Here is a 20,223-nt window from a genome sequence, read left to right on the forward strand (position 1 = left end):
ATGTTGGCTAATTTTCTGGGGTGGCGATTCGTCTGTATCTATAGGTGTCGCTTTCTAATTGCTTTCCAACGAGGTGAACGTGCTTGTCTATCTGATTCGTCGAACCCGCGGGCTGATGACCGCCGCTGCGCTGGCCAGTATTCTCGCGGGGCTTTTCAGCGTAATGCTGATCGCCCAGATCAATACGGCGTTAACCAGCGATACCGCCAGTCGCGCCAGTGCGGCTTGGGCCTTTGCGGGGATCGCTGTGGCGTTGATGGCATGTCGCATGGTGTCGACGGTACTCTTCGAACGATTAGGGCAGCGTGCCCTGGCGGAGTTACGCAGTTTTGTCGCCCGGTGCGTGGCTGAGACCCCCTTTGCTCAGTTCGAGCGCGTGGGCAGTGCGCGGGTCCAGTCGGCGCTCACCGAGCACAGCAACAATGTGGCGGTACTGTTCGTTAGCTTGCCGGTGATCTTGACCAATACGGTCATTGTGGTGGGATGCTTGGGCTACCTGGCGATGCTGTCATGGCAGGTGTTCTTGTTTGCCCTGGGAGTGATTGGCTTGGGCGCTGTTGGCTATCACCTGGTGCACTTACGCGCTATTCGTTACCTCCAGAGTGCGTCCTCAGAGCAGGATCGCTTATTTGGGCATTTCCGCGCGCTGACCGATGGGGCGAAAGAGCTTCGCCTGCATCAGGACAAGCGCCACACGTTCATGAATCAGGTACTGGGAGCGTCGGTTGAAGGCGTGCGGCGGCTGCGTACCCATGGCATGTCGCTGTTCGTGATCTCGACCAGTTGGGGGCAGTTCCTGATGTACGCCTTTATTGGCCTGGTGCTGTTTGTATTGGCGGGCGATGGGCCTAACCAAGCCCAGGTCATGACCGGCTTTGCTCTGGTCTTTGTGTATATGGTGACGCCCCTGGAAGGCTTACTGATCAATATTCCGCGGATCAATATGGCGCGGGTTGCCGCTAGCCGCATCGATGACATCACCCGCGAGATGCCCCAGGGGCAGGAGCGGCAGGCGTCACCTCGGGTACCTGCTTTGCAGCGTCTCGAATTGCGCGACGTTACCCATCAGTACTACCACGAGCAGAGCGATGACGTCTTTGAACTGGGGCCGATCAATCTGAGCTTTACGCCAGGCGAAGTGGTGTTTCTGGTGGGGGGCAACGGTAGCGGCAAGACCACGCTGGCCAAAGTGGTGGTGGGGCTTTACCCGCCGGAAGGTGGCGAGGTATTGCTCAATGGAGAGCGGGTCGAAGCGGATGGCTGGGATGCCTACCGGCAGCTCTTCTCGGTGGTGTTCTCGGACTTCCATCTTTTCGAGCGCCTGCTGGAAGCGCCGCGGGAAGATCTCGACGAAGAAGGCAACCGCCTGCTGGCCAAGCTGCACCTGCAGCACAAGGTGCGGGTTGAGAACGGTGCCTTCACTACCCAGTCGCTCTCCCAGGGCCAGCGTAAGCGTCTTGCGCTGGTGGTTGCCTACCTTGAGGATCGGCCCTTCCTGGTGTTTGACGAGTGGGCGGCGGATCAGGATCCGTTGTTCAAGGAAGTGTTCTACTGTGAGGTGCTGCCCGAGCTAAAACGCATGGGCAAAGCGGTGCTGGTGATTACCCACGATAACCGCTACTTCCAACTCGCGGATCGCTTGGTGCGGCTGGAAAGCGGCAAGCTGTTGGCACCAGAGCAGTCGGCTGACGCTGAGGTGGAGGTGGCACCCTCAGTGGCCACTTGACACCATCCGCGCCAATACCTTGTCCTTGAGCCAGAACCTGTGAATCAGCGCCATCGAGATATGGCCGATGACCAACCCACACAGCAGCCACGAGAGTGGGCCGTGGAGAAGAGCGGCGGGGGCGGTCATCCAGGTGATGTCGCGCTCGACTTCGGGCAGTAGCTCCATACCGTAAAAGCGCAGCGCCCCGCCACGCCCGTACTGACGCAGAATGGCAAAAGCGGGTAGCCCAATCAGCAGCCCATAAAAGGCGATATGTACAAGGCGCGCCATGCGACCACCCCATCCAGGCGGCTGCGGAGGACGCTGCTTGCGGTTGACCCATGCCCAGCCAAGTCGCGTCAGGGTTACGATCAGGAGCATAAAACCCAACGAGCCATGAGGCCCGATGCTCGCCAAAAAGAGCGTGATAGCGTTTTCGCCCATCCCTCGCCAGGCCAGCAACACGGTAAATTGCAGCGTGACCAGCGCGGCGGTCAGCCAGTGAAGCACACGGCTTATGCGACCGTAGTGGCTGGGGCTGTCTCGCCAGCCAATGGTCGCTTGAACTGGCTTGCTTGTGTGATCACTGTTGAGCGCTGTGCTATTTGCTGCGCCTTTATCCATTGGCCTTGTCCTGGCGCCAGTAGCCCATGCTGGTGACGTACTGTTTGGGTAACCCACACTCGTTAACCAAGTAGCGACGCAGCTTCATGGCGACCTTGGTTTCAGCAGCAATCCAGGCGTAGAAGGGCGCGCTGTCTTCCAGGGTGGCGGATTCCCAGAGCGGGCCTTCCTCATCGTCGCTGTCGTCGTTGGTCGTGGCGCTGGTAGTGGTGTTAGCAGGCGTGCCGCCTAGCGCTTGAATTTCCGTATGCAAATCGATATCACGCAGCGCTCTCATCAGCAGCTCACCGTGCTGGCAGGCGGGCTCAGCGTCGCGGGCCAGCCAGTTCAGCTTGGCGACCTGGGGCAGAGGCTGGACATCGTCGCTGCGGGGCACCTCAAACAGCGCTTCGGCCCTGGGTTTGAGCGGCAGGTCATCGAGGGTTTCCAGAATACCGGCGGCGGCGGGGAGAGCGGTTTCGTCGGCGATGATCAGGATCCGGCGCACGCTTTGGGGCGGCTTCCACTCGAAGCCTAGCTTTGAGCCTTCCGCGTTAGCGTCGGGTGCCGTCATGGCGAGCCGGTCACCGGGACGAGCGTGCATCGCCCAGCGCGATGCGGGGCCATTGTCGCCGTGGAGTACAAATTCTACGTCCACCTCGGCCTGCTCCGGGCGCAGCGCACGGATGGTGTAGGTACGCGCAGAAGGCCGCTGGGCGTCCGGCAGTGCGCGGTAGGCGCCGTACCAGTCGTGCTCTTCCAGCTTGGCGATCTCAAACAGCGGGTCGAGACTGCCACCGCCTTCGGGGAAGAACAGCTTGACGCGCTGATCCGGGGCGTAGGTCGCCATTTGGCTGACTTCCGGGCCAGTGAAAGTAAACCTGACTAATGAGGCGCTGACTTGGGTGCGCCGGGCGAGGGTGATATCAAAAAGCCGGTAGCTCGGTTTGGTTGCCATTGTGATGCCTACTTTTTATATAAGGAGTCAATTGTAGTGCTAATTATTATCATTTAGAATCGTTGTCAATAATTTAATCATTAACCTCCTGAACGATTAAGGCTTAGACAATGACGCTGTTGCCTATTATGCCCCGCGTGGCGAGCTGTTCGGTGTTCACAAGAGGGTGTCCACTATGCTAGGCGCCTCGCAAGTTGCCCATCGGGTGGGAGGCATGTCGCCCGCGAAAGCCTGCCTGTTGCTTAGCCTGCCGATGGCGGTGCTATTTTGGCTGGGCCTGCAGGGCCAAGGGGGAATTACGATAGGGCTACAGGCATTAGTGGCGCCTTCCTTCGAGAACGTTGATGAGCTGCTGCTTCACTATGCTTGGTGGCCGCGCCTCTCGATCGCGCTGCTGGCCGGGGGCGGCTTGGGGCTGGCAGGCGTGCTCATGCAGCAGGTGCTGCGCAACCCCTTGGCGTCGCCCACCACGCTGGGGGTGGCGTCGGGCGCTAATTTGGCGTTGATGGCCGCCACCTTGCTGGCGCCGGGGCTGCTTGTCGCCGGGCGCGAATGGGTTGCCTTGTTGGGCGGCGCGTTGGCGGTAGGACTGGTATTCCTCCTTTCCTGGCGGCGCGGGCTGGCGCCGATCGTGGTGGTGCTGGCGGGTTTGGTGGTCAATCTGTACTTGGGGGCGCTGTCTACGGCGCTACTGCTGTTCAACCACGAGGCGCTCTCGGGGCTGCTGATCTGGGGGGCGGGTTCTCTGGCGCAAAACGGCTGGGACGGCGTTGCCACCCTCTGGCCGCGGCTGGCGATTAGCTGTGTCGCCGCCTGGTTCCTGCTGCGCCCTCTGGCGGTGCTGGAGCTTGACGATGCCAGCGCCAAGAGCCTGGGGGTATCGCTTGCCTATCTGCGCTTTGCGGGCATGGGGTTGGCCGTATTCATTACCGGCAGCATTGTCAGCGTGGTAGGCATCATCGGTTTTATCGGTTTGGCAGCGCCCAATATCGTGCGCATGGCTGGTGCGCGGCGCCTGGGACCGCGGCTGCTCTGGTCGACGCTATTGGGGGCCGTGCTGCTGGCTACCACGGATCTGCTGCTGCAGCAGTTCGGTGGGATGGTGGCGGCCTTTGTGCCGACGGGTGCAATTACCGGTGCCCTAGGGGCGCCGCTGTTAATGTGGCTGATTCCACGCCTGAAGCTGCAGGGCGACCAGCCGCCGAAAGGGGCGGGGGTTTTCGCCCATCGCCACCCCGCACCTACCCGCTTGGCCACCGCTTTAATCCTCGCGCTTCTGGGGGCTACGCTGCTTGGTCTGTTGGTTGGACAGGGAGTTGATGGCTGGTATTTGCTGTCGCCTGATAACTGGAACGTCATGCAGTGGCGCGTGCCCCGGGTGATGGCGGCCGCCGCCAGTGGCTTAATGTTGGCGACTGCCGGGACGATTCTCCAGCGCCTTTCCGCCAACCCTATGGCCAGCCCCGAAGTGCTGGGTATCAGCGGGGGCTGTGCCATTGCGCTGATTCTGGGCATCTTCCTTCTGCCTGCGCCCACCAATATGATGCTGATTGGCGTGGGTACCCTGGGGGCTTTTGCGACGCTGCTGGTGTTGGTGGGCATTAACCGCAAGAGTGGTTATCTCCCGGAGCGTTTGCTGCTCACCGGGGTGGCGGTCAGTGCGTTGTTTGATGCGGTGCGCAGCGTGATGCTGGCGGGTGGCGATCCACGTGGCCAGCAGGTGATCGCCTGGCTGGCGGGCTCTACCTACTATGTGGATATCACCAATGCGGTGATCGTCGGCGTAATCGCTGCCGCGCTGGCGCTGGTGACGCTGCCGTTGACCCGCTGGCTGGATATCCTGCCTTTGGGGGCACCCACCGCGCGGGCATTGGGGGTCAACCTCAACCGCGCCCGTTTGGCGTTGCTGGTACTGGTGGCGCTACTCACCGCCTGCGCCACTCTGGTGGTAGGGCCGCTTTCGTTTATTGGCCTGCTGGCGCCGCATATGGCGCGCCTGGTCGGCTTCTCCCGGGCAGGGCAGCATCTGCTAGGGGCTGCGCTGATCGGTATGCTATTGATGGTGCTGGCGGACTGGGTGGGGCGCCAAATCATTTTCCCGTATGAGATACCGGCCGGCTTGGTCGCCTCCTTGATTGGCGGGGCTTACTTTATGTGGGGGCTGCGGCGGCTATGAATAACATGGCGACCAAACCGAGTGAGCTTTTGGCAGCGGCAGATCCTGCGGAGGCGCTGTTGGCGCTTTACCGCCAGCCGCCGCTGGATAACATGAAGGCCCCGGCGTTTGGTCCGCCTGATGAGCCGACGCTGGCGGCCTCTGCGTTGCTGGATCGAGGCTTCTTGAGTGAGCAACTGGCGCGCTATGGCCGCAGCCACGGTGACGATGCTGACCCCAAAGCCATTGCGTCGATCTGGTCGAAGTTTCATTTCAGCAGTGTCTCGATCCCGACGCTGGTGGCCAATCTGTTATTGGGTTACGACTTACCGGTGGGTGGGGATGCGTTGCGGCTGGCGCTTGGCGATAAGGGTCAGACCGCGCGTATCTGGCTGCCCCACGGGGGCGTGCCATTGGCGTCCAAAGCGCCCCAGGCGCGATTCAGCCGCCTATTCGATGACCACTGTGCATCGCTCATTGAAGCGCTGGCTTTGGTCTCCGGGCTGTCTGAAAAGGTGTTCTGGAGCAACCTTGGCCACTATGTGGAGTTTGTGGGGAAGACCTGCTCCCGGCACCCGGAATTTACTGGCGCGGGTGAGCCGCTGCTGGATTATCTCGACACCAGGACGCTTCCCGATGGGCGGCGCAATCCGCTCTACCAGCCGGTACGTTATCTTGAACTGGGCGCTGAGACGCCGTCCAGGGTGAGGCGCCTGTGCTGCATCAAATACAGGTTGCCCGGCGAACCCCTGTGTGGCGGCTGCCCACTCAAACCTGAAAACAAGCCGACCAAGCGTCGGCGCTAACCCCCGAATCGCCAAGGAGCCCTATTCATGGAGTTGTTGAGGATTGTCTGGCGTGATTACCGCTGGCCCTTCGTGGCGGTGGTGGTGCTCAGCCTGGTCAGCGCTGGCCTTGGCATCGGGGTCATTGCCTATATCAATGAACGGATGCTAGGCACCTTCGCTGATCCCTGGCGAATCCTGCCTGAGTTTCTGGCGCTGGTGGCGTTGTTGCTGGCGATCACCCTGGCCTCGCAATTAGCCTTGACCACCCTGGGTCACCACTTCGTCTATAGGCTGCGGGGGCAGCTGATCAAGCGCATTCTGGATACCGATATCGAGCGTATCGAACAGATTGGCAGTGCACGGTTGCTGGCCAGCTTATCCAGTGACGTGCGCTATATCACTGTGGCCTTCGTGCGCCTGCCGGAGTTGGTGCAGGGTGGGGTGCTGACGGCGGGCGTGACCCTTTATCTGGCCTGGCTCGCCCCTGCCATGCTGGCCGTGACGGCGCTCTGGGTGATCTTTACGATTCTGGTGGGCATGCGCCTGGTAGCGAAGGTCTATCGGCACATGGCCAAGCTGCGCGATGCTGAAGACCGCCTCTATGAGGACTACCAGTCGGTGATCGAAGGGCGCAAAGAACTGGCGCTCAATCGCGACCGCGCCGAGTGGCTGTACCGTGACGTTTACACCCCCAACGCCGAAGCGTATCGCCACCATATCATTCGCGGCGATACCTACCATCTCAGCGCGGTGAACTGGTTCAACATCATGATGCTGGGCGCCATCGGCGTGGTGTTCTTCCTGGCCAATGGCCTCGGCTGGTCGTCGGCGCAGGTGGCGACCACCTTCTCGCTCACGCTGCTATTTCTGCGCGCGCCGCTGATTCAGGCCATTGGCGCCTTTCCGCCGCTGATCAACGCCCGGGTAGCGTTCGAAAAAATTAGCTCGCTCGATCTGGCCGAACACCACGAACCGTTCGGACATTCTACCCAGCGTCATGAGTGGCAAACGCTGGCGCTGGATCAAATCACCTATCGATACCCCGCGGAAGAGGCGCGGCCGGGTTTTGCCATTGGCCCTATTGATCTGACGTTAAAACGCGGCGAGGTGCTATTTCTGATCGGCGGTAACGGCAGCGGCAAGTCGACCCTGGCAAGGCTTCTGACTGGGCTATACCAGCCCCAAAGCGGCTGCATCCGGGTCGATGGCAGGCCTCTGCAAGAGGAAGACTGGACAACCTATCGTCAGCACATCTCGGCTATCTACACCGATCTGCACCTGTTTGACCGCTTGATCGGCCCGGCGGGCGAGTCACCCGACCCGGCGCTGATGGAAGAGTGGTTGGCAGCGCTGGGCATGCACAGCAAGCTCGATTTTGACGGCGATCGAGTCACCAACGCCAACCTCTCCCAGGGGCAGCGGAAGCGCCTGGCGATGCTGCTGGCGGTGGCCGAGCAGCGCGACCTCTTGCTGCTCGACGAGTGGGCTGCCGACCAGGACCCGCAATTCCGGCGGGTGTTCTACCGTGAACTACTCCCCCAACTAAGGGCACTCGGCAAGACGCTGGTGGTCATCAGCCACGATGATCATTACTTCGACCAGGCCGACCGCCTGCTGGAAATGCGCCAGGGGCATTTGGTCGAACTCACCGGTGACCAGCGGGAAGCCGCCAGCCGCGATGCAGTGGCCCGGGTGAATGAGTAGTCATTGATGTGAGTCGCTCGGCTAAGCCGCGCCCTGGTGATGGCGAAGTATCCAGTTTTCCAGTTAGAAGATTAAGGCCCCAGATGCCAGCACTTGGCACCGCCAGCCTTGACGCTTTTATTACCGGGACATATATTTCAACATATACTTGCTGACAAAGGGTGTGTCATGGGCCAGGTGACGATTTATATCGATGATAATACCGAGAAGAAGATGGCGGCGGCGGCCAAGGCGATGAATATCTCCAAGAGCAAATGGATTACTAATCTGATCAAAGAAGAGGTTGCCAATGAATGGCCACAGGCGGTGGTCGAACTGGCGGGGGCTTGGGATGAGTTTCCGTCCCTGGAGGAGATGCGGGCAGGAACCGGCACCGATCATCAGCGGGAACCACTTTGATGTATGTGCTTGACACCAATACGCTCATCTACTTCTTCAAAGGCATGGGCAATGTCGCCGATACCCTCTTGTCAAAAAAGCCTGGCGATATTGGCATACCTGCGATTGTGTTGTACGAGTTGGAGCTTGGTATTGCAAAATCGTCTGCTCCCAAAAAGAGAGCGATGCAGCTCGACAAACTGATCGACACTGTACAAATTCTTGTGTTTTCCACACCCGAATCCAAAGCCTCAGCGCAAATTCTCGCGACCCTGGAAAAGCAGGGAACTCCTATCGGCCCCTACGACACGCTGATAGCCGGTACTGCGCTCGCCAACCGAGGCACATTAGTAACCCACAATACTGGGGAATTTAAACGCATTAAGAAACTGGTGGTTGAAGATTGGTACTAGCTGGGTGCGCGGTATCGCTCGGCTAAGCCGCGCCCCGATTATGGCGAAGCTGAAAGAGATCATAATTGGCCTGCATGGATAGCCAGAACTCGGCGCTTCCGGCATGCAATTTTTCCAGAGCCAATGCCATTTCAGGTGTGACGGAGGCGCTGCCATTAATTACCCGGTTCAGGGTGTTGCGGTGGCAGCCGAGTTGTTCAGCGACCGATGCCACGCTGCCAATCTTGTGGCCGTCTTCATCCTCAATCAGACGTTGCCGGATAATGCGACCCGGATGTGAGGGGTTATACATCGCCATGGTTTGTTCTCCCATCAGTGATAATCATCATAGTCCAGCAGGTAAACATTACCGTCTCGGAACTCGAAGAACAGCCGCCAGTTACCCGACACCTTGATGGCATACTGGCCGTCCAGTTTTCCAGTTAGAGGGTGAAGGCCCCAGTTGCCAGCCGCTATATCGTCTAGACTCGTGGCTGCGTCCAGTACGGTCAGACGATCACGGAGACGGTCGACATGATCGGCACGAACGCCCTTGGTGCTGCCTTTTTCAAAAAGCAGTTTTAGTCCCTTATGCTTGATGCTTTTAATCATCCATCGTACCGGCTTATACCTAACTAGTTTTTATTTATTGTAGTGTGTCGCGCGACAATGTGCAATGCTGGGCTAAGTGCGCTTATCTTCACTTCGCTGACCTGCCATAGGCTCTGAAGTGAATGTGGACATTGACACTGCCTCTAAATTGAAAAAGAATAAGAATCATTTTCGAAGCAGTGGGGCACTTTTTATATGGCGGCGGCACCCCGATCAGCCGAGCCTGCGGCTTACCATACCGGCTGTCGAGACTCCCTCGGTCAGCTGTATCACCACCATCAACCCTGGCTGCAGCAGCTGCTCAGCCAGCGGTTGGGGTGCAGTGAGTCAGCGGCGGATCTGGCCCAGGATGCGTTTGTGCGGTTACTGAAAACACCCCGCCATCTGGATAGTTTCGACGGTGCCAGAGCCTATCTCAGCCGTATGGCTAAAGGGCTATGCGTGGATCATTGGCGCCGCCAGGATATCGAGCGTGCCTGGCAGCAATCTCTGGCGGCCAGTGCCGAGGCGCATTTGCCCTCTGCCGAACACCAGCAAATTGTCATCGAAACACTGTGCGAAATAGACCGCATGCTGGCGCGGCTACCCGAGAAAGTCGCCAGCGCCTTTCTTGCCTCCCAACTGCACGGCAAACCCTATCGCCAGATTGCTGAAGAACTGGGCGTTTCCGAACGTATGGTTAAGAAGTACATGGCTCAAGCCATGCTGCAATGCGCACTGATCGAAACCGGTTTCGAGGCCAGCCTCTAACATGGTTTCTGTTGCTCGCCCTGATGACGCCGCCAAGCGCCGCGCTTTGGCCGAAGCCGCCGAATGGTTTGTCGAGTGGCACGCGGGGGAGCTCTCTTCAGATCAGTTTGAACGCTGGCAAGCGTGGTTAGACGACAGCGATACCCACCGCTGGGCCTGGGAGCAAGTGGAAGTCGTCAGCCGTCGTTTTACCGCCAACCTGGATGAGGCGGAGCGTGACACAGCCGACCGGGTCATCAGCTCGGCGCGGCATCGACGGCGAGGGCGGTGGCACCTGCTGAGTGGGCTCTCTAGCCTGGCGATTGCGGCCGTGCTGCTCGGGCTTTCCTGGCAGTGGACGCCCTTGCCCCAGTGGGTGGCCTACTGGGGCGCCGACTACCGCACCGCTACTGGCGATATCACCCGCATCGAACTGGACGACGGCACTCAAGTGTGGCTAAGTAGCGCCTCGGCGCTGGACGTGGACTACGACCGCCAGCGTCGCCGACTGCAGCTAGTGGCGGGCGAAGTGCTGATTACGACCGGCAAAGACCCCGAACGACCATTTTATGTCGATACCCGGAGTGCCCGGCTAACGCCCTTGGGCACCCGCTTCAGCGTGCGCCAACACCAAACCGACGAACTGCTGGCAGTGTTTGAGGGCGCCGTGGCGATCCAGACCCTGGGCGATGCTCAGCATGCGAGCCAGCGGCAGGTGGTCAATGCCGGGCAGCAGGCCCGCTACGCTGCTGACCGCATTGGGGAACTCGCCCCCGCCGAAGGCCGTCGGGAAGCCTGGGCCAACGGCATTCTGCTGGCTGAGAACATGTCGCTTAAAAACTTCGCCGCGGCTCTTAGCCGCCATCACCGTGGCCACCTTGAGGTCGACCCGGCGGTGGCAGATCTCACCCTTCTCGGCGCTTTCCCGCTCGATGACTTGGAGCGCTCCCTGAACATGGTCGAGACCACGTTGCCGGTAAAGGTGCGCCGGGTAATGCCCTGGTGGATCAAAATCGAGGCAGGCGAAGCAAGCCCCAGCCAAGAATAAAAAGAGAAAAATTGGTTTTTCGGGTTCCCCTTTTTCGCGCTGGCTCGATTCCCCTATATAAGCAGCCAAAAACCATCTGCAAGGGGAACCGATATGCCGCAACAGCACTCTGCATTCTATCCATCGCTAACCGCCACTCGTCAGCACCCAAGGCGCCGCCGCGCCCTCGTGCTGGCAGTCCACATCGCCGCCGCCGGTTTGCTAGTCACGCCGCTACCTGCCATGGCGCAGACCAGCCAGCAGCAAACGCGTCAGTACGATATTCCCGCGGGCCCGGTCAGCACGGCAGTTAACCGCTTTGCCGCCGAGTCAGGCGTTTTTATCAGCGGCGCCGGTGAGCTAGGGGAAGGCCGCCAAAGCCCTGGCCTGCAAGGCCAGTATCGCGTCGATGAAGGGCTAGAAAAGTTGCTAAACGGCACCAGCCTGAAGGCCACGCGCCAGGGCGACGGCAGTTATCGGTTGGAGGAACGGTCTGATGAGGTGGCGCTGTCCGCGATGGAAGTGACCGGAGAGCGACTGCCTTTCGGCATGACCGAAAACAGCAATTCCTATACAAGTGAAAGCGCTACTATCGGCTTAGGTCCTCAGTCGGTGAAGGAAACGCCTCAGTCCGTTAGCGTTGTGACGCGAGAGCGCTTGGATGACCAGGGCACTACCTCACTATCTGAAGCAATGCGAAATGTCACAGGCATTACTGTAAATGAGTATGGCCCCAATCAGTACGTGATCAAGGCTCGTGGCTATAATATCGATTCTTTTCTCATGGATGGCAGTCCAGTTCAGGATGCAGGCAGCGCCTGGGAAAGCGCTGGGGTATTCGATACGGCTTTGCTTGATCGTATTGAAGTGCTGCGCGGCCCTGCTGGCATTCTCCATGGAGCTGGCGAGCCTAGCGGCACTATCAACCTAGTTCGTAAACGCGCTTTGGCTGAGAGCCAAACCTCGATTTCCCTTTCCGCAGGTACGGATAATGCTTATCGCGGCGTTGTCGATGTTACCGGCGCGCTAGACAGCGAAGGACGAGTGCGAGGCCGCTTCGTTGGTCTCTACGATGATAGAGACTCTTTTATTGATCACGTTTACTCAGAGAATCAAATCGGTTACGGCACGCTTGAGTTCGATTTATCTCCCGAAACGACACTCTCAATGGGCGTTACTACACAAGATGAAGAGTTTCGTCCTCATTCTGGGTTACCGGCATACAGTGATGGCACCCTACCGAATGTAGACCGCTCGACCTACCTCGGATCCGATTGGGATAAGCAAACAGGAGACGCGCAACGCTATTTTGTAGAACTTGAGCATCGCCTAGCTAACGGTGGCGAAATAACCTTTAAGGCTAATCGCCTGGATCGCGATGCAAGCCTGAGAAAAAGCAGTGAAGGGGTTCTAGTCGCTGATCAAAACACAGGCGATTTTGGTATTCGTCAGATCGCATGGGATCTGGAGAAGCAGGATGATTATATAGAGACACAGGTTAGCTCTCCTTTTCAATTGGCTGGAGCGAGTCATGAAACTGTATTTGGTGCCAGCTATCAAAAAAGCGAGTTAAGTAATGAATGGGTCTACGGTGCTCCTCAATATCTTCCCCAGAATCTGTTCGACCCAAACAATAACCGCACAGAACCAGATTTTGACGGCACCCCAGGTAGAACTGAACTTAATATCGAACAATATGCTTCCTACGGTCATTTTCGATTCAATATGTTAGATGATTTTACACTTGCGCTTGGTGGCCGTATCAATTGGTGGGAAACCAGTAATTTTCTTGGTGGTGAAATGTCCGGTGATGATGGTACCGAATTTATCCCCTATACCGGTTTAATCTATCGCCTCAACGAAGAGCTCAATTTATACACAAGCTACACTGGTATTTTTGCGCCACAAACGGCTATAGGAAATGATGGCAACCCCATCAAGCCAAGAGAGGGTGAGCAATACGAGGCCGGTATTAAGGGCTCACACGCTGAGGGTGACTTGAACTGGCATGCTGCTGTTTTCCGTATCGAAGACACCAATCGCGCTTACAGCGATCCTAATAATCCTGGCTTCTCGATTCCTATCGGCGAAGCAAAGAGTGAAGGCTTCGAATTAGAAGTTAGCGGCCAACTGCTGCCTCGGTGGGATCTCACCGCTGGTTATGCTTATACGCAGACTGAGTTCGTAAGAGACGCTGGTTCAGAAGGACTCACACTCTCGCCTGACACACCCGAGCATAGTTTCAACCTATGGTCACGTTATCGCTTTAGCGAGAATCCAAACCAGGGGTGGCGCCTTGGTGCTGGCATAAATACAGTCAGCAGTGTTTACGCTGAAAGCGGTGATGCTCGTATAGAGCAAGGCGGCTATACCACTGTTTCAGCCATGGTCGGCTATCGGGTCAATAAAAATTTGGACATCTCTTTTAATGGCAACAACCTAACCGATAAAGAATATTACTCCACAGTTCGAGGAGAAACCAAGCATAACTATTATGGTGCTCCACGCAATTTCATGATGACGATGGAATATGACTTCTAAAAATTAAACTTTAACATTCATTTTTTCAGCCCTGCGCCACCAGGGCTGAATAATATTTCGTCATTAAAAACTAAAAATTCACATAGTTAATATAAAAAATGAAAATTTTATTCAAAATAAACTAAGCTACCTCCTGAAAGGCATTACTGTGAAATCTTTAAATTTCATTTCTAGAAAATGGCGCTTTACTGCTTTTATGGCATGTTTTTCATTAATAGCCAACTCATCAATGGCAGCTAAAGCGCCCTCTTCCATTTCCGTTTTTGATTGGACCATTGCAGAAACACTTCTCTCACTTGAACCTGACTCTGCATCACTAGGTAATATTGATGCTTTCCACACATGGACTGGCGCTGAATATAAAGATACCGACATCACCGATATTGGAATACAGACTTTTCCAAATATGGAACTGCTCAGTAATATTTCACCAGAGCGAATACTTCTTTCTCCTAGCCAGACACGCTTAGGCCAAAGGTTACAGGATATTGCACCTACTACTATTATCCAATCCTATCCCTATGTCAGCAATAGACACCACAGCCTGTGGGCAAGTCTCGATGCATTCACCCTTGAGATTGGCAAAGCCATCAATCAAAGGGAAGAAGCGGAAAAGCTGATATCGAACACCCGATCTCATCTCGATGCATTGAAAAACGAGATAACACCTCAGTCACCTTTGCTCATCGTTCAGCTAGTCAACGAACATTATGTCCGCGTATATGGTGACAACAGTATGTTTCAGGGCGTACTTAAACAGTTGGGTTTAAGTAACTCATGGACAGAAAAAACCAATCAGTGGGGCTATTCACTGGTAAGCATCAGGGAGCTTTTTAATGTGGAAGAAGCAAGGCTGGTTGTTCTCGAGAGTGCATTCCCAGTAGGTATAGAAAACCGTATCGATACTAGTGGTATGTGGCGCTATTTGCCCAGCGTTCAGCGGGATGATTATGTCGTTTTGCCATCTACTTTTTGGATAGCCGGCGTTCACCCCTCCGCCCTCCGCTTCGCCGAGGCCCTTGTTGAGGCTCTGGCAGCGCCTGCTGAGCCTGAGCCCGCTGCTTCATCGGGGCACTGACCCGCATTGCGTTTTCCCGGCATTGGTAAATGGTTATTAAATAAGAAAAACTAATACCCCATTAGCAGGATGATTTTTAGTTATCAGTGCTGCCCGTTACCTTAGTGCCAGGATTTATCAACACGACGCTAATTCCGGCAATGGGAGCAGGGCAATGTGGGAAAGTTATATCACCGGACTGGTGGTGTGCGGCGGGATTATCATGGCGATTGGGGCGCAGAACGCCTATATTCTGGGGCTGGCGATTCGCCGCGAGTACCACTGGTGGTCGGCGGGACTTTGCATAAGCGCGGATATTATTCTGCTCACGTCGGGCATGTTTGGCGTAAGCGCATTCCTGCTGACGATGCCCAGCGCTATGGAGGTCATGCGCTGGGTGGGTGTGGTGTTTTTAAGCTGGCTGGCGGCGCAGGCGTTGTTTAGAGCCGTTAGCGGGCGGCAGGGGCTTAACGCGGAAGCGGGCAAGGCGCGCAGTTTAACCAAAGTGATTTTCGCGACCCTTGCCGTGACCGTGCTCAATCCTCAGGTCTACCTGGACACGTTGCTGCTGATACCCGCCATTGGCGCTCAGCAGGAGAGCGCCGGGGTTTTTGTGGCGGGGGCCTCCACCGCCTCCATACTGTGGTTTAGCTTGCTGGCCTGGGGCGGTGCCGCACTGTCGCCTTGGCTTTCAAAGCCCATTGCGTGGCGCACTATCGATGGCCTGATTGGTTTGATGATGGCTGGGATTGCCGTGCATCTTGCGCTTAACGCCAGCTAGTCATCCGTGGCGACTAAAATAGGCCTCCATCACTGCGGTAACCTTGTCGATATCTTCATCGCTGATATCGCGGTGTGCGACGAGGCGCGTGGCGTAGAGTAGTTCAATCAAAATGCCGTGCTCTTTGAGCCAGGCGGAGAGCGGCTGAACGTGTTCGTCGGGAAAGTGCGCGAATACCATGTTAGTTGCCTGGGAGGTAATCTCGACGCCCGGCAACCTCGCCAAACCTTCTGCCAGGCGCGCTGCACGGCGGTGATCGTCGGCTAAGTCCGCCATGTGATGATCCAACGCATACTGACAGGCAGCGGCGATAATGCCTGACTGGCGCATGCCGCCACCCACCACTTTACGCCAGCGCCGTGCGCGGTCGATCAGTGCTTGCGAACCCACCAGGGCCGAGCCAATAGGGGTGCCCATGCCTTTTGAAAAGCATAGCGACACGCTGTCAAACGGTAGGCACAGTTGCTTGAGCGAGGTCTCGGTGGCAACAGCAGCATTGAATAGTCGTGCACCGTCCAGATGCGTTGCCAGGCCGCGCTCGCGTGCCAGTTCGGTGGCCTTCAATACGTAGTCGGCAGGCAGCACTTTGCCGCCAATGGTGTTTTCCAGCGCCAGTAGCTTGGTGCGTGCAAAGTGAAAATCGTCGGCTTTGATGACAGCGCTGATTTTCTGCAGCGGCAGCGAACCATCGGCTGCGTTCTCAATGGGCTGTGGCTGAATGCTGCCCAAGACCGCTGCACCGCCGCCTTCGTAGCGATAAGTATGGGCCGACTGCCCAACGATGTACTCATCGCCGCGCTCGCAGTGGGCCATGAGCGCCACCAGGTTGCTTTGTGTGCCACTGGGAAACAGCAACGCGGCTTCTTTACCTGCCTGCTCGGCCAGATTGGCTTGAAATGCGTTGACCGTCGGGTCATCGCCCCACACATCGTCACCCACAGGGGCGGCCATCATGGCGTCTTTCATGGCAGAGGAGGGGCGGGTTACCGTGTCACTGCGTAGATCAATCATGGGCATCTCCTGAGCGGCGGGATTAATGACGACAACATTTTCTTGAGCATACTGCATGCCGTACAAGCGCGAAAAGCGCTACGCTAGCGTAAAGACTTGGATAAGGCGTTAATAATGGCAGCACCCGACCTTAAGCTCCGTGCCCTGGAGCGCAACGACCTGCGTTTCGTTCACCAGCTCAATAACAACCAGAGCATCATGTCGTACTGGTTTGAAGAGCCTTATGAGTCCTTTGATGAGCTGGAGGAACTGTACAACAAGCATATCCATGACAATGCCGAGCGGCGTTTCGTTGCCGAGGACAGTAGGGGCAACGCCATTGGCCTGGTCGAGTTAATTGAAATTAATTATATTCACCGTAGCGCGGAGTTTCAGATCATTATTGCGCCGGACTATCAGGGCCAAGGCTTTGCTCGGACCTTGATTCACCAAGCGTTGCATTATTCCTTTACCATCCTGAATTTACACAAGATATTTCTGATCGTGGCAGTGGAAAACATTAAGGCGATCCACCTGTATCAGCAGAGCGGCTTTGTGGAGGAAGGGCATCTGGTGCAGGAGTTTTTTATCAATGGCAAATACCGCGACGTAAAACGCATGTATATCCTGCAGGAAGCTTTCCTGGCGCAGTTGACCGATACCGACAGCTCAGATCTATTGGACTTATAAAAAACGCCTCATCAAGAGGCGTTCGTCACTAGCTTAGGTAAGCCGCGATGGCATCTACCGCAGCGCGCTGTTTCTCGGCGCGCGAGGCCCATACGTCGAGAACATCAACGTTGGCCCCGTTGAGTGATAACGGCATGGCGTTGACTCCTGAGTGGCGAGTGGAAACGTGGTGTTACAGAAATAGCCGCCTGCTGTATCGCAACATGGTTAGCGGAAAAACGATATTAAGGACTTTTTTACCCGCAATCTAGTACTTAAAACGTAGTCTTTTGGCTTACGTGTGTAAGCATATTCTTACAATTCTGGCTTAAACAGGCTATGTCATTGGATGGAAAAGCTTTTCACAAGATGAAAAAGCCGAGCATAAGCTCGGCTTCGATTATTCTCTTTTGGTCTAACGGGGCAAGGAATAAGTCAATGACTCGCAATAATCCGCGAGGGCATCACTGGCGGCGCGTTGCCAATATGCGCGCTGTGTCCAGAAATTGAGTACTTCGCTATCCCGCGTCGAGAATACATTGGATATAGACATGTGTGGCCCTCCTATTCGGACTACAACGTCAGTATAGCGACTTTGCTGCACTGCAGCAAAGTATTTTCAAACGGTCGTATTGGCACCGCCATTAGGGATCGGGCGGTGTTGGGTTTTGCCTTGATTAAAGAAAGGAGAAAATGGATGCGGTTGCGAATTTTATCGGACCTTCATCTGGAGTTTTTTGACGGTCACCGAGAATTGCCTGATGTTGAGGCCGATGTCGTCGTGCTGGCCGGAGATATCCATCGCCAGTGTGAAGGCTTGGCCTGGGCCCGGCAGCGCTTTCCTGACACGCCGATTATCTATGTACCCGGCAACCATGAGTTTTACGGGACTTGCCTGCCATTATTGCGTGAAGAGCTGGCGCTCGAAGCCGAACGGCTCGATATTGAGCTTCTGGACAATCGTGCCGTCACCCTCAATGGGGTGCGTTTTTACGGCACAACGCTATGGACAGACTTTGCCCTTTACGCTGACAACCCGACACGTAATCCAGAAGACACGGTCACAAAAGCGAAGCGCTATATGCCTGATTTTCGTATTGTCGAATCACATCCCGGTACCATCATGACCCCCGGGGCAAGTAAAGCGCTGCACCAAGAGGCCTTGAACTGGCTGACAGCGTCACTCGACGATCAGTTTGACGGCCCCAAGGTCGTGGTTAGCCACCATGCCCCAATGCGTGAATGCATCCCTGACCAGTACACAGGCGATACGCTTTCGCCTGCATTTGCATCTCATCTTCCACAGCTAATGGGCAAAATGCATTTATGGGTACACGGCCATGTCCATGAGCCAGTCGATATGTGCCGCGAGGGCACAAGAATTATTGCCAATCCTGGCGGCTATCCTGATGAGTTCAGCCCGCCGCTGTTTAAGTCAGATTGGGTGGTGGGCCTGTAAGTCTCCAGAATGACCACGATGCGACAAGAATAAAAACTGACTAGACTCGAATAAGAGCGCGAATTTAGACTACCGCTCGCTTGCGGGGCAAGGCACTTCCCGCCGTTATTCAGCAATCTGGAGAGCATGGCCATGGAAATTCTCGAATCGGTACTCGGCCCGCTGCGTGATGGCCTTTATGCCGTCATGATGCCGGTCAGCGACTTTATCTGGAGCTATATTCTGGTGTACCTGCTGTTGGGCGCCGGTGTGTGGTTCACGATCATCACCCGTGGCATGCAGTTTCGTATGTTCGGCCATATGGCCCGCGTCACGGTAACGGCCCGGGGCGCCGGCGAAGGGGTGAGCGGTTTTCAGGCCTTTGCTACATCAATGGCGGCGCGTATTGGTACCGGCAACCTTGCCGGTGTGGCGCTGGCGTTATGGATTGGCGGCCCGGGGGCGATTTTCTGGATGTGGGTGACGGCGCTGGTGGGCTTCGCAACCGCTTTCATCGAATCCACGCTGGCCCAGGTTTACAAACACCGTAATGAAGATGGCGTATTTCGCGGCGGGCCTGCCTACTATATCGAACGCTGCCTGGGATGGCGCTGGCTGGGGTCGCTCTTTGCGGTATTTTTGATTATTGCCTATGGCCTGGCATTCAACGCTGCCCAGTCCAACACCATAGCCCAGGGCATGAATGGCGCCTTTGGCGTACCCAATTGGTTAACCGGGGTCGTTATTGCGGTCCTGGCGGGCCTGGTGATTTATGGCGGGCTCAAGTCCGTAGCGCGTACCGCTGAGAAAATCGTCCCCGTCATGGCGATTGCCTATCTGCTGGTCGCGCTGTGGATTCTGTTTGCCAACCTCTCCGCTGTGCCGGATATGCTCTCGCTGATTGTGATGAGCGCCTTCGGGTTTGGTCCTGCCGTGGGTGGCGCCGCGGGCTATGCGATCAAGGCAGCGATGGAAAACGGCATCAAGCGCGGTCTGTTTTCCAACGAAGCCGGTATGGGGTCGACGCCCAACGCCGCTGCCCAGGCCACGGTCAAACACCCTGCCGCCCAGGGGCTGGTTCAATCGTTCGGGGTGTTTGTCGATACCATCGTGATCTGCAGCTGTACGGCGGTCGTGATCCTGCTTTCCGGCGTGTACGAACGGCTACTGTCTGAATCAGCGGGGGATAGCATCGAAGGTATTCAGCTTACCCAGGACGCCATGGTCGATCACCTGGGTGGCTTCGGGGAAATCTTTATCGCCGTGGCCATCTTCTTCTTCGCTTTCACCTCGATTCTGGCCAACTTCTCGTTTTCTGCGGTGAATATCGAGTACCTGTTCCGCCGTCATGCGCAAAAAGCGGTCACCGTCTTTAAAGTTGTCATCATCGCCATGGTGCTCATTGGTTCAGTGGCCGAGCTCAGCGTGGTATGGGACTTCGCCGACCTGGCGATGGGGCTGATGGCCACCACCAACCTGTTTGCCATCCTGATCATGGGGCCCATCGCCGTGTCGGTGCTCAAAGACTACGAGCGCCAACGCCGGGAGGGCATCAAAGAGCCGGTCTTTCATCCCTCGGTGCTCAAACGCCCCGAGCTGGTCGATGACGATGTATGGCCGGTAAAAGAGACAAAGTCCTGACCATAAAAAGGAAAGACGATCAGCATACATCAGGGCGGCTAGGCCGCCCTGT

The 20,223-nt window shown here is 56.5% G+C and carries 20 protein-coding genes; 14 read left to right on the plus strand and 6 right to left on the minus strand.

What is annotated here, in order from left to right; all coding sequences use genetic code 11:
• Positions 1-79: 79 nt before the first annotated feature.
• Positions 80-1,726: a cyclic peptide export ABC transporter gene (locus tag QC816_RS01680; RefSeq protein WP_309780654.1), complete on the plus strand. Its 1,647-nt coding sequence runs from the start codon at positions 80-82 to the stop codon at positions 1,724-1,726.
• Here QC816_RS01680 and QC816_RS01685 read toward each other — a convergent pair.
• Both QC816_RS01685 and QC816_RS01690 read right to left on the minus strand, forming a co-directional pair.
• Complete coding sequence (locus QC816_RS01685; protein ID WP_309780655.1) at positions 1,712-2,332, minus strand: cytochrome b; 621 nt, start codon at positions 2,330-2,332, stop codon at positions 1,712-1,714. The genes QC816_RS01680 and QC816_RS01685 overlap by 15 nt on opposite strands.
• On the minus strand, positions 2,325-3,269 hold the full coding sequence (locus QC816_RS01690; RefSeq protein ID WP_309780656.1) for a siderophore-interacting protein: 945 nt from the start codon (positions 3,267-3,269) through the stop codon (positions 2,325-2,327). Before QC816_RS01690 ends, QC816_RS01685 begins: the two co-directional genes overlap by 8 nt.
• Positions 3,270-3,444: 175 nt before the next feature.
• On the opposite strand from QC816_RS01690, the gene fhuB reads away from it, so the two are divergent.
• The 5 genes from fhuB to QC816_RS01715 all read left to right on the plus strand — a co-directional run bounded on the left by fhuB (position 3,445) and on the right by QC816_RS01715 (position 8,707).
• Positions 3,445-5,445 carry a Fe(3+)-hydroxamate ABC transporter permease FhuB gene (gene fhuB, locus QC816_RS01695; RefSeq protein ID WP_085918215.1) on the plus strand — a complete coding sequence of 667 codons (2,001 nt, stop codon included), beginning with the start codon at positions 3,445-3,447 and terminating at the stop codon, positions 5,443-5,445.
• 5 nt (positions 5,446-5,450) lie between these two features.
• A complete protein-coding gene (fhuF, locus tag QC816_RS01700; protein WP_309780657.1) occupies positions 5,451-6,230 on the plus strand; it encodes a siderophore-iron reductase FhuF in 780 nt (259 codons plus the stop codon).
• Between the two features lie 27 nt (positions 6,231-6,257).
• A complete protein-coding gene (locus QC816_RS01705; protein WP_309780658.1) occupies positions 6,258-7,916 on the plus strand; it encodes a multidrug ABC transporter permease/ATP-binding protein in 1,659 nt (552 codons plus the stop codon).
• Positions 7,917-8,084: 168 nt separating this feature from the next.
• Positions 8,085-8,315 (plus strand): CopG family transcriptional regulator, encoded by a 231-nt coding sequence (locus QC816_RS01710; protein WP_309780659.1) that lies wholly within the window; start codon positions 8,085-8,087, stop codon positions 8,313-8,315.
• Positions 8,315-8,707: a type II toxin-antitoxin system VapC family toxin gene (locus tag QC816_RS01715; protein ID WP_309780660.1), complete on the plus strand. Its 393-nt coding sequence runs from the start codon at positions 8,315-8,317 to the stop codon at positions 8,705-8,707. Before QC816_RS01710 ends, QC816_RS01715 begins: the two co-directional genes overlap by 1 nt.
• A gap of 22 nt (positions 8,708-8,729) precedes the next feature.
• Here QC816_RS01715 and QC816_RS01720 read toward each other — a convergent pair whose 3' ends face one another.
• A complete protein-coding gene (locus QC816_RS01720; protein ID WP_309780661.1) occupies positions 8,730-9,005 on the minus strand; it encodes a HigA family addiction module antitoxin in 276 nt (91 codons plus the stop codon).
• A gap of 14 nt (positions 9,006-9,019) precedes the next feature.
• The gene (locus tag QC816_RS01725; protein WP_309780662.1) at positions 9,020-9,298 is read right to left on the minus strand and encodes a type II toxin-antitoxin system RelE/ParE family toxin; all 279 of its coding nucleotides are present in this window, start codon (positions 9,296-9,298) and stop codon (positions 9,020-9,022) included.
• 195 nt (positions 9,299-9,493) lie between these two features.
• Here QC816_RS01725 and QC816_RS01730 point away from each other — a divergent pair, with 195 nt between their 5' ends.
• The 5 genes from QC816_RS01730 to QC816_RS01750 all read left to right on the plus strand — a co-directional run bounded on the left by QC816_RS01730 (position 9,494) and on the right by QC816_RS01750 (position 15,433).
• Positions 9,494-10,048, plus strand: coding sequence for a sigma-70 family RNA polymerase sigma factor (locus tag QC816_RS01730; protein WP_066316993.1), 555 nt, complete (start codon positions 9,494-9,496; stop codon positions 10,046-10,048).
• Between the two features lies 1 nt (position 10,049).
• The gene (locus QC816_RS01735) at positions 10,050-11,075 is read left to right on the plus strand and encodes a FecR domain-containing protein (RefSeq protein ID WP_309780663.1); all 1,026 of its coding nucleotides are present in this window, start codon (positions 10,050-10,052) and stop codon (positions 11,073-11,075) included.
• Between the two features lie 93 nt (positions 11,076-11,168).
• Entirely contained in the window at positions 11,169-13,595 is a 2,427-nt protein-coding gene (locus QC816_RS01740; protein ID WP_309780665.1) for a TonB-dependent siderophore receptor, read from the plus strand.
• A gap of 148 nt (positions 13,596-13,743) precedes the next feature.
• Positions 13,744-14,673 carry an ABC transporter substrate-binding protein gene (locus QC816_RS01745; RefSeq protein ID WP_309780666.1) on the plus strand — a complete coding sequence of 310 codons (930 nt, stop codon included), beginning with the start codon at positions 13,744-13,746 and terminating at the stop codon, positions 14,671-14,673.
• A gap of 154 nt (positions 14,674-14,827) precedes the next feature.
• The gene (locus QC816_RS01750) at positions 14,828-15,433 is read left to right on the plus strand and encodes a LysE/ArgO family amino acid transporter (protein WP_309780667.1); all 606 of its coding nucleotides are present in this window, start codon (positions 14,828-14,830) and stop codon (positions 15,431-15,433) included.
• Here the strand turns inward: QC816_RS01750 and ltaE are convergent, their stop codons facing one another.
• Entirely contained in the window at positions 15,434-16,444 is a 1,011-nt protein-coding gene (gene ltaE, locus QC816_RS01755) for a low-specificity L-threonine aldolase (RefSeq protein ID WP_309780668.1), read from the minus strand.
• 114 nt (positions 16,445-16,558) lie between these two features.
• Here ltaE and speG point away from each other — a divergent pair, with 114 nt between their 5' ends.
• A complete protein-coding gene (speG, locus tag QC816_RS01760) occupies positions 16,559-17,113 on the plus strand; it encodes a spermidine N1-acetyltransferase (RefSeq protein ID WP_199283809.1) in 555 nt (184 codons plus the stop codon).
• 394 nt (positions 17,114-17,507) lie between these two features.
• Here the strand turns inward: speG and QC816_RS01765 are convergent, their stop codons facing one another.
• Complete coding sequence (locus QC816_RS01765) at positions 17,508-17,645, minus strand: hypothetical protein (protein ID WP_156524473.1); 138 nt, start codon at positions 17,643-17,645, stop codon at positions 17,508-17,510.
• A 144-nt stretch (positions 17,646-17,789) separates the two neighbouring features.
• On the opposite strand from QC816_RS01765, the gene QC816_RS01770 reads away from it, so the two are divergent.
• On the plus strand, positions 17,790-18,551 hold the full coding sequence (locus QC816_RS01770; RefSeq protein ID WP_085918210.1) for a metallophosphoesterase: 762 nt from the start codon (positions 17,790-17,792) through the stop codon (positions 18,549-18,551).
• Positions 18,552-18,683: 132 nt separating this feature from the next.
• Positions 18,684-20,171, plus strand: a complete 1,488-nt coding sequence (locus QC816_RS01775; protein ID WP_264823518.1) for an alanine/glycine:cation symporter family protein — start codon at positions 18,684-18,686, stop codon at positions 20,169-20,171.
• The last annotated feature ends 52 nt before the right edge of the window (positions 20,172-20,223 follow it).

The organism is Vreelandella janggokensis, assembly GCF_031451615.1.
Classification (GTDB): Bacteria; Pseudomonadota; Gammaproteobacteria; order Pseudomonadales; family Halomonadaceae; genus Vreelandella; species Vreelandella janggokensis.